This is a genomic window from Alteromonas sp. W12, from assembly GCF_001924945.1.
GTDB classification, from domain to species: Bacteria; Pseudomonadota; Gammaproteobacteria; order Enterobacterales; family Alteromonadaceae; genus Alteromonas; species Alteromonas macleodii.
Window position 1 is genome coordinate 1,571,722 of record NZ_LQXH01000001.1, and the last position, 14,124, is coordinate 1,585,845.

General features: G+C 43.6%; 19 protein-coding genes. 17 read left to right on the plus strand and 2 right to left on the minus strand.

Translation table 11 applies throughout. From position 1 onward, the window contains the following. Positions 1-109 precede the first annotated feature (109 nt). The 15 genes from AWH61_RS06685 to AWH61_RS06745 all read left to right on the plus strand — a co-directional run bounded on the left by AWH61_RS06685 (position 110) and on the right by AWH61_RS06745 (position 10,075). Positions 110-391: a hypothetical protein gene (locus AWH61_RS06685; protein WP_039232803.1), complete on the plus strand. Its 282-nt coding sequence runs from the start codon at positions 110-112 to the stop codon at positions 389-391. Between the two features lie 55 nt (positions 392-446). Continuing rightward, the gene (locus AWH61_RS06690; protein WP_075176547.1) at positions 447-1,388 is read left to right on the plus strand and encodes a hypothetical protein; all 942 of its coding nucleotides are present in this window, start codon (positions 447-449) and stop codon (positions 1,386-1,388) included. A gap of 24 nt (positions 1,389-1,412) precedes the next feature. Then, on the plus strand, positions 1,413-1,817 hold the full coding sequence (locus AWH61_RS06695) for an MAPEG family protein (protein WP_075176548.1): 405 nt from the start codon (positions 1,413-1,415) through the stop codon (positions 1,815-1,817). Between the two features lie 14 nt (positions 1,818-1,831). After that, positions 1,832-2,056 carry a hypothetical protein gene (locus tag AWH61_RS06700; protein ID WP_075176549.1) on the plus strand — a complete coding sequence of 75 codons (225 nt, stop codon included), beginning with the start codon at positions 1,832-1,834 and terminating at the stop codon, positions 2,054-2,056. Positions 2,057-2,077: 21 nt separating this feature from the next. Beyond that, positions 2,078-2,335: a hypothetical protein gene (locus tag AWH61_RS06705; protein ID WP_075176550.1), complete on the plus strand. Its 258-nt coding sequence runs from the start codon at positions 2,078-2,080 to the stop codon at positions 2,333-2,335. 1 nt (position 2,336) lies between these two features. Next, positions 2,337-2,927 carry a hypothetical protein gene (locus tag AWH61_RS06710; protein ID WP_249922608.1) on the plus strand — a complete coding sequence of 197 codons (591 nt, stop codon included), beginning with the start codon at positions 2,337-2,339 and terminating at the stop codon, positions 2,925-2,927. Positions 2,928-3,005: 78 nt separating this feature from the next. Then, on the plus strand, positions 3,006-4,052 hold the full coding sequence (locus tag AWH61_RS06715) for a DUF2157 domain-containing protein (protein WP_075176551.1): 1,047 nt from the start codon (positions 3,006-3,008) through the stop codon (positions 4,050-4,052). 165 nt (positions 4,053-4,217) lie between these two features. Beyond that, entirely contained in the window at positions 4,218-4,325 is a 108-nt protein-coding gene (locus tag AWH61_RS20210) for a DUF4328 domain-containing protein (RefSeq protein WP_249922609.1), read from the plus strand. Between the two features lie 9 nt (positions 4,326-4,334). Further along, positions 4,335-4,571, plus strand: coding sequence for a hypothetical protein (locus AWH61_RS20215; protein WP_502686370.1), 237 nt, complete (start codon positions 4,335-4,337; stop codon positions 4,569-4,571). A 266-nt stretch (positions 4,572-4,837) separates the two neighbouring features. Further along, entirely contained in the window at positions 4,838-6,553 is a 1,716-nt protein-coding gene (locus AWH61_RS06725; protein WP_075176552.1) for an OFA family MFS transporter, read from the plus strand. Positions 6,554-6,680: 127 nt separating this feature from the next. Continuing rightward, positions 6,681-7,727, plus strand: a complete 1,047-nt coding sequence (locus tag AWH61_RS06730) for a succinylglutamate desuccinylase/aspartoacylase family protein (RefSeq protein ID WP_249922611.1) — start codon at positions 6,681-6,683, stop codon at positions 7,725-7,727. 95 nt (positions 7,728-7,822) lie between these two features. Next, the gene (locus tag AWH61_RS20115) at positions 7,823-7,999 is read left to right on the plus strand and encodes a hypothetical protein (protein ID WP_170870496.1); all 177 of its coding nucleotides are present in this window, start codon (positions 7,823-7,825) and stop codon (positions 7,997-7,999) included. Between the two features lie 100 nt (positions 8,000-8,099). Continuing rightward, on the plus strand, positions 8,100-8,792 hold the full coding sequence (locus tag AWH61_RS06735; protein ID WP_014949416.1) for an energy transducer TonB: 693 nt from the start codon (positions 8,100-8,102) through the stop codon (positions 8,790-8,792). Positions 8,793-8,801: 9 nt separating this feature from the next. Further along, positions 8,802-9,404, plus strand: coding sequence for an RNA polymerase sigma factor (locus AWH61_RS06740; protein WP_075176554.1), 603 nt, complete (start codon positions 8,802-8,804; stop codon positions 9,402-9,404). A gap of 2 nt (positions 9,405-9,406) precedes the next feature. Beyond that, positions 9,407-10,075, plus strand: a complete 669-nt coding sequence (locus AWH61_RS06745; RefSeq protein WP_075176555.1) for a hypothetical protein — start codon at positions 9,407-9,409, stop codon at positions 10,073-10,075. A gap of 93 nt (positions 10,076-10,168) precedes the next feature. On the opposite strand, the gene cdd is transcribed toward AWH61_RS06745, so the two are convergent. Continuing rightward, the gene (cdd, locus tag AWH61_RS06750) at positions 10,169-10,576 is read right to left on the minus strand and encodes a cytidine deaminase (RefSeq protein WP_249922612.1); all 408 of its coding nucleotides are present in this window, start codon (positions 10,574-10,576) and stop codon (positions 10,169-10,171) included. 135 nt (positions 10,577-10,711) lie between these two features. On the opposite strand from cdd, the gene nlpI reads away from it, so the two are divergent. Then, a complete protein-coding gene (gene nlpI, locus AWH61_RS06755) occupies positions 10,712-11,614 on the plus strand; it encodes a lipoprotein NlpI (RefSeq protein ID WP_014949420.1) in 903 nt (300 codons plus the stop codon). Between the two features lie 12 nt (positions 11,615-11,626). Then, positions 11,627-13,303: an SEL1-like repeat protein gene (locus AWH61_RS06760; RefSeq protein WP_075176556.1), complete on the plus strand. Its 1,677-nt coding sequence runs from the start codon at positions 11,627-11,629 to the stop codon at positions 13,301-13,303. A 35-nt stretch (positions 13,304-13,338) separates the two neighbouring features. On the opposite strand, the gene cysZ is transcribed toward AWH61_RS06760, so the two are convergent. Further along, on the minus strand, positions 13,339-14,076 hold the full coding sequence (gene cysZ / locus AWH61_RS06765) for a sulfate transporter CysZ (protein WP_014979262.1): 738 nt from the start codon (positions 14,074-14,076) through the stop codon (positions 13,339-13,341). Positions 14,077-14,124 lie beyond the last annotated feature (48 nt).

Here is a 14,124-nt window from a genome sequence, read left to right on the forward strand (position 1 = left end):
ATTCAGATGTTAGAGTGGATAATTAAAGGGATTAAAAAAACGTTGCCCCATTTTGTTTCAACCGCTAGAGTTTAAAAACTCGCCGCCTACAAAAGCAAGGATGTTATTTATGGTCAAGTATGAACTTCCCGCCAGAATTGTATTATCGCTATTTACTGTCATTCCTCTTTTTTTCGCTTATTCCACGCTTCAAAGCAGTCAGCCATTGCTATTCATTTCAATGCTTCTTGCATCGGTACTGTTTTTGGTAACGCAACTAAACATAAAACAGTTTTTAATGCCTAAACGCCAACCCAATGCCAAATTACTTAATATGCAAAAGGCCTTAGGAACCGCTTCGGTTGTTTTATTGATGTTAAATATTGCGTTCAAAGACATAATGTTGTTCTAGAAGAATTTACTTTTTTGCCCAGGAAAAATAAAAAAACAACGCCAAAGGAAGGCCAATGAAGAAGCATTTAGTATCGCTTTTAATCTTTTCAATCCCTTTTATCTGTCTTTCTGAAGAGTTACCCAGTGAATTTAAGAATAACTTAATTTACCTAAAACCAAAGCTCGCGGACGGAACTACCCTGACATTTTTTACTGATACTGGTGGTGGTTGGAATGCGATCTCACGAGAGCTCAGCGAAAAATATGGTTGGGAGATAAGTCAAAAAGAATCTGAAAATGGGGTTATCGATGTTACTGATATGCCTCAGTTTGATCCAGAAGCGTCAATCCCCATGGCGGGATTGAATAATTGGTGGGCTGGAAAATTACAAGTAGTACCATCCGTAGAATTTAGTTCGACTACGAAAAGCGACGGAACGCTAGGCGGACGTTGGCATGCTGAAAAAGTAATTGATTTTAATTACCCTGAGAAAAAAGTAGAAGTGCTAGATGAAACTCCTACATCAACTGAGTTTTCGACGGTTCCTTTGGGATTTCAAAAGGGCCTGGATGGTGGTTATACAATGGCTTTTCCAAGTATCGATATTTCAGTTAATGACAGACAGATTCCAATGTTATTAGATTCAGGTGCTTCGGCATGGCCATCGACAGAGGCGATGGAAAAAGGAGGGCTAGAAGGTGGTCAAGTTGCGACTTCTTTCATTGTCGCTTCAATATTCGATGAATGGGTGAAGTCTAACCCGCAATGGTTAGTGATTGAGGATGCATGTAATTTTTCTCATCAACCCATGATTCGTGTTCCTTATGTAAGAATTGGAAATAAAACCGTTGGGCCAGTTTGGTTCACAAGAAGAGCAGACAATAGTTTCCACCAATTTATGTCTTCGATGATGGATAGGCGCATTGATGGCGCGTTAGGAGGTTCAGCGCTTCAGTACCTAAGACTCATTGTTGATTACCCCAACGAGCAAGCGTTAATTGCTGACGAAATTTAATATTAACGAGATAACACATTTAGAATGTCTAATTTAATAACCCCTATGTTTATGCACATTTTTCTTTGTGCATTGCTCTACGTATTCCTCACGCTAGCTCGCGCGCCTTCGGTATGGGGAGTAGGGAAAAACAAAGATGGTTCAAACCCGTTTGCTGATATACAGCCTAAAGTAAGTGCGAATCTGAGCAATCAATTTGAGTGGCCGTTATTTTTTCACGCTGTTTGCGCCTTGCTAATTGCCTTAGGTGAGCCAATTAGCAATTCACAAGTCTCCCTTGCGTGGGTATTTGTTATTGGCAGGGTGCTGCATAGTCTTGTACAAATATTTACAGACAATATTAGATTGCGTGGTTTGGTGTTTACTATCAACTTCGTTGCCGTTCTTGCAATGTGGTTGTTGCTTTTTATAGAACAGGTTTTAGGTTAAAGAGCGTAAGGGTTATGGAAGAAGTTTTTGAACCGCTGGGCCGCTTTATGCTTCGAGTAATAAAGTGGATTATCATAGACGCAATTATAGAATTCGTTTTGAAGGGCACGGGCCATGTGGTGCTTAAATTGCTAACCTTCGGCAAGTATCCAAGAGCAGGTCGTGATGAGGGAAGGACTGTTGCTGTTGGTTTTATTAGCTTTGTGGTGGTTTTTGTCTGTCTTGCAATGATTGCTTAGTTTTGAAAAAGGATACCTGCGATGAAATTAGAAAAGTGGGCGAGCATAAGAGAAAAAGGAAAACAGCGCTTCGTACTAGTTTACGGCGTTTTAGGCTGGGGAGTCTCGACCGGTTTATTATGGTCATTACTTATGGCGTTTATTGAGCCTTCCGAAAATATCTGGGGGCGACTCGCCATTGCGATGATCATCTTTCCCATTGCGGGGCTCGCTTTTGGTCACATAACGTGGAATAAATCTGAAAAAGCTTTTGCAAAAGAAACGACGAAAGCTGTATAGAATGGCTAGAACACGTCTTGTAATAGCCAATGAAGGGAAGCCGCTGTTGTTAAGTATCAAAAAATTATTTGTTGTTTCATTAACTTTGCTTGTAGTTAGTTGCGCCAATATACCTATTGCAACAATGCTTGAGTTTCGCTCATTTGATGAGGATAAATTTGTTGAACTCGACCCCAATCATTTACTTACGAAGATTCACTTAGACAAGCCTGCCGAAATAAAACCAGAAAGCACCTGGCTTACCTTGGGTGTTAGCTCCTCAGAGCAAGAAAGAAGTTTTAAGTATAATCTTGAGGTCATTTCAGAAAATACACTGCCAGCTGAGTCAGGATGGCTGAGTAAAACGCCAGCGCGAACTGAGTACATTTTAGGGTTAAGTACCGAAGCAATAAAAGAATTCACTGAACTTCAAGAGTTCATGGGTTCTGCATCGCCAACGGGCTTTGATCTTCACGTTAATACTGGGTTCAAAGAGGCGGCAAATGAAATGACAAGCATCACTATGTCTATCTTTTTAAAGCTTTACGCTGATGAAGACTATTTTACGCTAATCGATAGAGCGGAATTAGATATCGAGAAAGGAAGCGAGTAACTTCTATTAGGCTGGCTTTTTACCCATAACAAAGTAAAGTAATAATCTTCAGCTCTTCAAGCTTATTTAGAGAAGTACATGGAAGTATCTAAAGCCAGTATTCAAAAAGCAGTAGCTAACAATATCATCTCCGAGCAACAGGGCATTGCTCTGTACAATTTCTTCCAAGAAGAAAATCAGCATACTCCCTCTTTTACCTTCACGCATATTCTGTACTACTTAGGTGGCCTTATTGCAATTGGCGCCATGACTCTATTTATGAATTTAGGCTGGGAGCAATTTGGTGGTGCCGGCATCGTATTTATCTCTATGCTTTATGCTGGCGTGGGCTTAAAGCTTGCCAATTCCTTTGCGCGTAAGCATTTAATAATACCAGCAGGGATCTGTGCCACGTTCGTAGTTTGTTTAACGCCAATTGCTATCTACGGTGCGCAGCAATGGCTAGGGCTATGGCCCGACGACAATACGGTTTATCGCCAGTTTCACCACCGCATTAAATGGCTATGGTTATATATGGAACTTGGAACGCTAGTAACTGGACTTGTCGTAGCATGGCGATATAAATACCCGTTCCTAATAATGCCGATTGCAGTAACGCTCTGGTATATCAGTATGGATGCTGTGATGCTCGTTATTGACCATGAGGACTTATGGAACAGCTACACGTGGCAATTCCGAGCACTTGTGTCGATGTACTTTGGCGCGTTGATGACGCTATTGGCGTTCTGGGTGGACATAAGAGCGCGAAACACAGCAGATTACGCGTTTTGGCTTTATCTTTTCGGCGTTTTAGCGTTTTGGGGCGGCCTTACCAGCCAAGATTCAGACAGCGAACTGTCTAAGTTTATCTATTTCTGTATAAACCTTGCCATGATTGGCGCTGGTGCTCTGTTGGTTCGACGTGTATTTGTCATATTTGGTGCTTTGGGATGCTGTTTATATTTAGGTCATCTTGCTTCTACCGTTTTTGAAGATAGTTGGCTTTTCCCTGTAGCGCTATCAGCGATCGGTTTAGGCGTCGTATATTCGGGAATTTGGTGGCAAAAGAATGAGGCGCGCATAACAAAGAGTGCGCAAGCGATACTGCCGAAAGCGCTACAGGAACTATTAGCTAATAAAGCTTAGTTCACCTAGGCAGTAAATAAACCAGTAACTAACTCAATAGAGATAACAATTAACAAAAGATAACGCTTACGCAGTAGTAAGGGGAAAGAGGTAAATGGAGATGTCGGAAAATAACGTAGAATTTAAGGAGCCTGATCGCCTCACTACGTGGATAAAGTATTTATTGTGTCGTTATGGAAACCTTATCAAGCGATGAAAGAGATTTGGCAAGCCAGCCAAAACCCTAACAATTGGCAGTTAGAAAAAGCAGGCCCTATTTTAGGCATATGGTGATTTTTCTGGATCGCCAACAGTGTGGTTGGACAGGTCGTTTTTCGTATGTCCAGAAGGGCACAAGAAATCTCCGAAATAATGAATGTTAATCTGGTTTTGCAGGTTTCTGAGGTCCTGTCCATTCCAGTAGCCATAGTTACTTGGTTATTGATTAACAACATCTCTAACATGCAAAAAGCACAGCTTGAAGGTGACGTGGAAAAAGCAGAAACTGCAGAAGATTCAGATTTACAACCCGCAAAATAGTAGTATCCATTTCGCTTGTTGCTCTGCCACAAAGGTAGAGCAACTGTCTTAATAAGACTAAAGTCTTACTCTATATGTAAACATTAAGTAAAAATTAAGTTGCGCGACAGTATCGTTATACTTAAGTATAACAAAAGGTCAGGATGACGCTGGCTCACGTACACATCTTCGTTTCTATACCTTTGATTTAATACAATAATGGGAGCCATACCCCCCAGTAATAAAGCGGCATAGAAACGCGCACAATACATATAGGGGAAAAATGTATGTCAACTTCAGGAACGGGGGCGCTTGCTTTCTTACGCAAAGAAAACATTGTCGCACCAGATGGTTATAACCGCTGGCGGGTTCCGCCTGCATCTATCGCAATCCACCTTTGTATCGGGTCTGTTTATGCGTGGTCAGTTTTCAACACTCCGCTAACTCGAGACTTAGGCGTTGTTGCGTCTTCTGCTAACGATTGGAGTTTATCTTCGGTTGTTTGGATCTTCTCAGTGGCTATTGTTTGCCTTGGTTTAGCTGCCGCATTTGCGGGTAAATGGCTAGAGAAAGTAGGGCCTCGTTTTGTAGGCGTGGTTGCGGCTTTCTTGTGGGGCGGTGGTTTTATTGTTGGTTCGATAGGTATCTCTACCCATCAACTTTGGCTGCTGTACTTGGGCTACGGCGTACTCGGCGGCTTCGGGCTTGGGCTCGGTTACGTATCACCAGTCTCAACACTTATACGGTGGTTTCCCGATCGACGAGGTATGGCAACAGGTCTCGCAATCATGGGTTTTGGTGGAGGTGCAATGATAGGCGCTCCGCTTATTAGTGCACTGCTTGAAACCTTTCAAAGAGCGCCAGAATACTTAGGTGCAGAAAACATGGTTGCGCTGGTTACCGAAGAAGGGCGTCGTTTTGCAGAGACGGCAGCAGGAAAAGTAGAAGTGGTTATTGCCTCTGCAAATCAAGCGGCCTCGTTCGGTGGCGAAGCCGGTGTTTATGTCGTTGGTACGGGCGAAACTGGTGCGGCATCGACTTTCCTTACCCTTGGTATCGCTTATTTTATTGTAATGATGTTTGCGTCTTTCCAGTATCGCGTACCGAAAGAGGGGTGGAAACCAGAAGGTTGGCAGCCTAAACCTGAAGCATCATCGAAAGGAATGGTATCGAAAAATCACGTCCATATTGATCAAGCCCTTAAAACACCTCAATTTTGGTTGCTTTGGATAGTATTATGTTTCAATGTCACCGCGGGTATTGGCGTTATTGGCGTAGCCAAGACCATGATCAATGAGATCTTTGGAAACTTAGCTATTGTTACCGCAGGTTTTGCGGGTACCTATGTATTGATGATCTCGGTGTTTAACATGGTAGGGCGTTTCTTCTGGGCGTCTACGTCTGACTACATTGGCAGAAAGAATACCTACCACTGCTTTTTCGTAATAGGTACGCTGCTTTACTTGTCTATTCCATTTTGGGCTGGATTGGGGAACACCACGGCGTTAATTGGGTTCTACATTGCAACAATGATAATTTTCACAATGTATGGCGGTGGCTTTGCAACCATTCCTGCATACTTGGCAGATTTGTTTGGTACCTTACATGTAGGCGGCATTCACGGCCGATTGCTAACAGCATGGTCTACTGCCGGCGTATTAGGGCCATTCGCTATTACTTATTTGCGCAATATGTCAGTAGAAAATGCAATTGCCGATTTAGCGGAAAAAGTCGACCCTGCCGCGTTTGCAAGTAAGTTTGGTGCGCCAATGGCTGACTTGCAAAAATTGGTAGAAGCTAAAACGGTAACGGTTGCACGTTTGCTGGAAATTGCGCCAGCCGGAACGGTAGACCCAACCTCTACGCTCTACAATACCACTATGTATGCAATGGCTGGGTTATTGGTATTGGCATTTATTGCTAACTTACTTGTAAAACCTGTGCGAGAGAAGCATCACGTAGAGAACACGCACCCCGAACTGGAGCCCGCGCGAGCAAGCTAATTTACCAATCGAGAATACCCGCTTTATAGCGGGTATTTTTTTGCAAAGGTGTTTTAAAATACTCTTTATTGATTAAGTTGAAACGTTCTGGCTTACTAGTGCGCTATTTTCTCATGAGTTGTCAGCTATGTTATTTAAGAAGAATCCTCTTGCCTCCATTGTTGTTTTCCTATGCTGTGCGTTTAGCCTCAATGTTAGTGCAAATGCGCCCTATGAATTAATGGGGGTGACAACAAAAACGGGGCAGAAAACGTCATATCTTGCTAAAGAAAGCAACATAACCTTGCCAGTGACGGTTATTAACGGAAAAAGTGACGGTCCTGTATTGTTGCTTACCGCTGGTATTCATGGCGATGAGTTTCCATCTATGTATGCGTTGCAGCAACTACAGCAAAGCATAGATCCTAAAGAGATGAGCGGTGTGTTGGTTGTGTTGCACTTGGCAAACTTAGATGGGTTTCACGCAAATAGAATCGCGTTGAACCCTAAAGATGAGAAAAACCTAAATCGGGAATTCCCAGGGAGCGTTGATGGCACACCGACAGAACAGATTGCGGAGTTGCTAACCAGAGAGTTTATCGGCAAAACAGATTTTTTGATCGACATGCATTCTGGTAGCGCAAACCAAACGTTGCTGAATCATGTGTATTCTCCTTTTGTGGGCGACGAAGAACTTGATGCGTTAACATTTGAATTTGCCAAAGCCACGGGCATGCAGCATATCGTTATGTATGGCGACCGCCCAAGAGATCCCAACAATTCAATTTCATACCCTAACACAGCGATGACGAGAGGAAAGCCGGGACTGACGACTGAAATTGGGCATTTGGCACAGACAGATGAAGAATCGGTAGCAGAAGCGCTAGATGTGGCTAAAAACGCCATGTATTTTTTGAAAATGCTGCCAGAGACGCCAAAGCAGCACCCCGAGCCAGTTATCTATGGAACAATCAAATATCCTAAGAGCTCAAAAAACGGGTTCTTCAAAGCTTCTGTGGTGATAGGCGATAAAGTAAAGACAGGGCAGGATGTAGGTGCGGTCACGGACTATTTTGGAAATCTCGTTGAAACCATTAAATCGCCCGTTGATGGCACGGTTATGATGGTTAATCAAATGCCAGCCATCAAAGACGGACAGTCTGTTATGGCTATTGGTGTTGAAGTTTCTGAATAACTAAGATGGTGGTGTAGTTACAGTGGTGATCTAATTAACCTACCCAAACAAATAAATGTTAAAGTTATTTCACGAAATTGTGATTAGGGAATGATATGGACTTTCTTTTTAATGTTTTGATTTGGGTAGGCGTTGTTATTTTTGCCATATTTTTTATTGGATTTATGGCCGCTGCTAAGCTGAATAAACGCCAAGAAGAAGACCGCGCCAATCAGACGTCTGCAGAGCCTACTCGTGAAGGCGAAAAGCCGAGTAACCAAAATAAAAGTTAACCTTTCGTTCATTGTAAAACGTCAACGTTAAATAAAAACGTTCACATTTATTCACCCCTTTATATCAGTTCCCCCGTTTAGTGAAAAAAGGGGGAACATTATGCAAACAACAATTTTACCAAACGCCAACCCAAAGCACTTAACACACCAAAGTGTACTACCGTTTGAAAAAGCGCCTTTCGCTAAACGTGCTTTAAACGCGGCCACAATTGCTATTGCTGGATGTACCGTTACGGCAGGGCTTTTCGTATTAATGGCAGAGCTCATTAAGCAAGACAAAGTAAACATAAGCGAAGCCCCACCGGTGTTCTTTGAGCCGATCATTTACCAACCTGAAGACGAACGGACCATCACTAAAAAACCAATGGTGCCAATTGAGCAGGTAATTAAAACGCCACCTCAAAAAGTTATTGAGATTGACCCTGAGCCCAATGAAGGCCCAGGCGGCTTTGAGATAAAAACGCACATACCTAATACTGCGTTAGATTTGTCGATTAACTTGAACAGTGCGCAAGGTGATATGCAAGCCACACCCCAATTTAGGGTAGACCCCACTTATCCACCTGAGGCCAGTCGCGACGGTATTGAAGGCTGGGTAAAGCTAGGGTTTACGATAAGTGCTAGTGGCTCAGTGTCTGATATTACAGTACTAGATTCAGAGCCCAAGCGCGTGTTCGATAGAGCTGCGCGCAGAGCGCTTAAAAAATGGAAGTACAAACCCAAGCTGAATGGCGGTAAACCTGTTAGTCAATCAGGTATGGTTGTAGTATTAGATTTCAAATTAGAACAATAAGGACTGCCTATGAGTATAGGCGCAAGCTTGCAAAGCCTGTTTCAAGGCAAGCGCGAAAAAGTGCTGGGAGTCAGCGAAAGGCTGATGCTGCGGTACAGCGCAAAAGGTGATGAAGCATCGTTAGCCGCGCTGTTTGACTTACACAGCCATAAGCTATTTTATTTTTTGAAGGTGTTAAGTGATAGCACTGTTGCAGAAGATATGTGTCAGCGCACTTGGATTAAGGTTATCGAAAATCGTCACTTATTTAAAAGCGGGGATAATTTTCAGGCCTGGCTTTTCACTATTGGTAGGCGAACGCTTATTGATGAATTCAGAAAAAACGCCAAGCTTGAATTTAACAACGAGGCAGTTGAGTCGTTTTCGTTAAGCGAGTTACTTAAAAATGCACAGTCTTCGGTAGAGGACGATGTAGCAAAAGGGATAGAAAAAGACGTGTTTAAGGCATGTATTCAGCAGTTACCCTACAAGCAGAAAGAGGCGCTTTCGCTACAGTTTGAAGGTTTTTCGTTAGCGGAAATCGCCACTATTTGCGGCGCTGAAAAAGAAACGATTAAAACCCGGATACGTTATGCCAAAGACAGCCTTAAAACCATGCTGGAGAAACTGTAATCATGTCTACATCAGATAAAGAGCTACAAGATGCGTTTAAACGCAGCCAGCAGGTACAAAAGCAAAATGATGGAATGAGTGAAAAGGCTAATGCTCGAATTCGTGAAAGGGTTCTCGCGTACAACAAGGCAATAGAAAGTGATAGTGGAATAAAACGCGTATTTGCCGTTACGGCTGCTAATATTCGAGCGTACTTCGCTTCTTCAACCTTACGTTTTACGGCTGTGGCATTCGCAATCGTTGCCATGTTGGGCGTATACAATATCGGTACATTCCAACGTAATAGTTCGTCGCCTTTTCAAACGGCAGCACACCGTGTAGACATTGTTCAATATCACGGATTCGAAGGGGAAGATAAGCTGCTAGCTGGTAAAGCCGGAACTGATTATAAAGCGCGATTTAATGCCTATACTCAACAATATATTGAAAGCAATTTAGTCGCTAGAGCGGTTACGTTAGAGCCAGCCACGCTTACGGCGCAAAATGGGTATTGGCTCTTGGTGAGCTGCAAAAATCAGCAAGTTGTGGTTTCTGAAAACCTTATTGCATCATTAAATATTAACGGTCGCATAGAAGGGGATATCAATATTGGCACGCATGTAGCGCTCGCCTTTGATGCGCAAGGAAGAATACTTTCAATTAAACAGTCGAGTAAGCCGTTGATGTGCTGATTTATAGGGTGTTTAGCTGGATGCGTTCGTAAACGAGGTAAGGGCGGTGAAACTCGCTCGAGCCTCGATTACGAACAGTATTTTAGGAATGACTTATTTGTCTAAATCGTGTGCTCTAAAGGCATTTGGAAGTAACTCACCAATGGTGGTTTCGAATGTCTCGCCGTTTTGACTTACCATGGTAACGGGAGTTTCATCTGGGGCAAATTCAGCAATTTTCTGTCTGCATCCACCGCACGGAAAGCAAAACTCGTCGTTCGGGCTCGCAATAACGATATGCGAAATACGTTTTTGTCCCTGTGTGACCATATTGCCAATAGCTGTGGCTTCAGCGCATTGTCCTAATGGAAAAGCAGCACTTTCTACATTACAACCAGAGAAGGTTTCGCCACTTGGAGTAAGCACCGCAGCACCAACTTTAAAGTCGGAATAAGGTGAGTGTGAGTTTTTCTGTGCGTCAAAAGCAAGTTGTGATAGTTGTTCTAAATTATTTTTCTTCATAGCTACCTGTGTTAACCACCCAATACGCTTTACTTTTATCATCAAATGCGAGAAGGTTGGCGGCATTAGCGCCGCAACAAGCGTATACTTAATACTCAGGCGGTTTTTTCTTTTTTTATAGAATGCTTTTTTACCATGTGCAGAAACGTTAGTCTCATCTTTTTTTCTCTATTCGCTGCTATTTTAACCGGTTGTGCGCAAACACCACCTGTTTCAGAAAGACCACAAATGGGAAACCTGCTTTTAGCCGAACCTGCGCCCATTAATCCTCGTTCCGAAATGGCTATTGCTCGTTACAATCAGGTGCTTACCAGCCCTGCGTTATCAGATGAAGACAAAGCTGAACTGCACTTTCAGCGAGGCATGTTGTACGACAGCGTGGGCCTATCGGGCTTAGCGCAGTTTGATTACACCCAAGCCATTAATTTAAAGCCAGATTTGGCTGAAGCCTATAATTCTATGGGTATTCACTATATTCAGCAGAACGACTTTATTCAGGCTTACGACGCATTCGACTCTACGCTGGAAATCAACCCAGAGTATGATTTCGCGTTCCTAAATCGCGGTATTGCGCTTTATTACGGTGGCCGCGCCGAACTCGCGACCAACGATCTTAACCGCTTTTTTGAAAAAGATGACAGCGATCCATTTCGCGCTCTGTGGGCGTACTTTGCGCATCACGACGTGTCAGAGCTTGAAGGACAAAAATACTTAGCTTCTATTCGACCAACGCTGGACAACCAGCACTGGGCTACTACGCTGGTGGATTTGTTTTTAGGTACTGTTGATGAGAACGATGTACTTAACTCATTGTTAGACGGTGTGAAAAGCCAAAAAGCGTTAACAGACAGGTTGTGTGAAGCGTATTTTTACTTAGGTAAGTTTCATACTCAGCGCGGCAACAGCGGTATTGCATCAAATTACTTCAAGCTTGCATTAAGCACCAATGTATTTGATTACGTTGAACACCGCTACGCACGAATGGAACTTAACCGTTTGCGTGAACTAGCTAGCAGCGATCTGGTTAGCGAAGAGTAAGCAGCAAGCGTTATGCGAGGCTTATTTTTAGCAGTGTTCGCACTGCTCATAGTTGCGGGCGATAGCGGACGCTATGTCCCGCAGCTAATTGCTAATGCAAGCAAGGTGCTTACGCCGGCAAGCCTAGTGTCAGATAGCGACCCAACTGAAAAGGCGAGTTCTGCTTCAGAAGATACTGCTGACGGCACGGCACAGGTTAGCGGACAGGACTTCGCAGAATCTTCTCCAGACGCTCAAACTTCGGCTAATACCGAACGTTTCAATTATTCTAACTATCACCTTAAGCATGATGCACTAGCGCTACTTTGGTTAGCTGCAAAGCAGGGCAGTGAAAATGCACAGGCACGCTTGCTCGGTGAATTTGAGCGTGCGTATAACGCAGGCTTTATTGCTACTGACTATATTGATGAAACCACTGCAATCTATTTTCTAGAGAAGCTAGTTAATCTTGAAAACGCAGACGCTGCATGGCTGCTGTACCAAATATTAGGTGAAGAAGGTGCGTCACAGCGCTTTATGCGCTTAGCGGCGCTCGGCGAGGTCGCAGAAGCACAGCTTGCGTTTGCAATGTCTACCGATTCGCCAGAAAAACGTGAGAAGTGGCTGGTACGCGCGGCTTCACAAAACTACGTACCCGCACAGGCCGCATTGGCCGATTGGTATCTTCTACACGGGCAACAACAACTAGCGAAACCACTGCTCGCAGCAACAGCAACCTTAGACATGCAAAGTGCATTTAAGTATGCTCGCCTTCTGTGGGACGAAGGGGAATTTTCTGAGGCTAAGGAGCATTTTAGCTTTGCTGCGAAGAAAGGGCATCTTCAAGCGGAAAAAGCCTTAGAGGCCATCAATCTCTACACGCCGTATTCTATAGAGCAAGCACTAAAGCAGTCTCCTTCATTTAACTGGGAGAGTGAAGGGAAGTGTCTTCAGCGTATACAGCCTTTTGCTACCAGTTTGGCTACTATCATGCGTGCGCACAGTCTTTACAACTCATTCAATAACGACAAGCGTCTGCAGAACCTTTCTATTTGCCTGGCCCCGCCTATTTGGCTTAAACCCGATGTACTAAGCTGCGATCCGGATTATAAGAACGCTGGGATCTTAGGCTGTAGTATTACTCCTTTGGCAAGCATTGCGAAAAAGCAGAAATTTAGTCATGCAGTAGTAGTGGCAGAGCAGGGTAAGGCAAATGTTCAAAACGGCGTAATGTACTTAGACATCAGTGACGCTTATTCAGTGTTTGTTCATGAGCTAGCGCACTTCGCAGGCTTCGCTGACGAATATCCTATTGGCAAGGGCATGGCGAATAGGCTGTGCGATGAAGATGGAATAAGCGATTTTGCACCACCAAACCTAATCGTAGATTCTGAGTACTGGTATGCACCTCACAAAACGGTCGAAAATTGGCTAGAGATAGATCCTGCAACCATTATTGCACGCGCCAAAACGTGCACCGTATTGGGGGAAAACAGCTATAAGCCCAGCCGCAGAATTACCTTTATGGAACATCACGATAGCGGCGTGATCCCGCCTTTATATTTGGTACTGTGGCAGCAGCAGCTGGAAAAACAAAATGCCCAGCGACCTATTTCAATGAATTTCTTCCAGGCATTCCACAATAGCGGCAACCAAAAAGAAGCCGCACACTGGTTAGCTGAATACGAAGCGTTTACTGGTGGCAAATAACCGCAGTTGTCATTACTAAAACAATGCACTCGCCACTATTTGGCGAGTGTATCTTTAAGCTCTCTTACCCACATAGACGTTGCACCACAAATTGCTACGGGCATAACGATAAAGTTAACCACGGGAATAAGTGAGAATATATTCACCATCATTCCGAACGTCATCGCTTTCCCTTTGTGTTCGCCAAGGTGCAGGCGCATGCGCGTAAAATCTATTTTGTGGTTGTCGTATGGGTAATCGCAGTACTGAATTGCCATCATCCAGGCGTTAAATAAGAACCACAAGACTTGCCCAATAATGGGCAGAAAAAAGAACAATAACAAAAAACCAATAGCGCGAGGTAAATACCAAACCAGCTTGGTGAGTTCGCGGCCCACTGTTCGAGGAATGTCTTTAACTAAAGACATCACGCCCTCGTCACCTAAATCTTGACCCGTTAAATGACGCTCAACCTTTTCTGATAGAACGCCATTAAACGGCGCTGCAATCCAGTTTGCCAGTGTGCCAAAGATCAGTGCGAAAATGAGCAATACGCTGATGACTGCTAGGGGCCACAAGAAAAAGCTGATCGCTGTTTTTATCCAGCCTAACCATTCAGGTACAAGATCAATCACATAAGCGATACCCATTTCTATTTGGCCAAATAAGAAGTAAAAAGCCACAGAAAAAAGCACTAAGTTTATTGTTAGGGGTACAAAAACAAAACGCTTTAATCCTTTGGTTTTTATGAGCGAAAAGCCTTCAAAGAAATAATGTACACCGCCTGAACTCATTCGTACTCCTTCGCGTTTGAAACGCTGTGTTTGTTAACTATCTGCTCT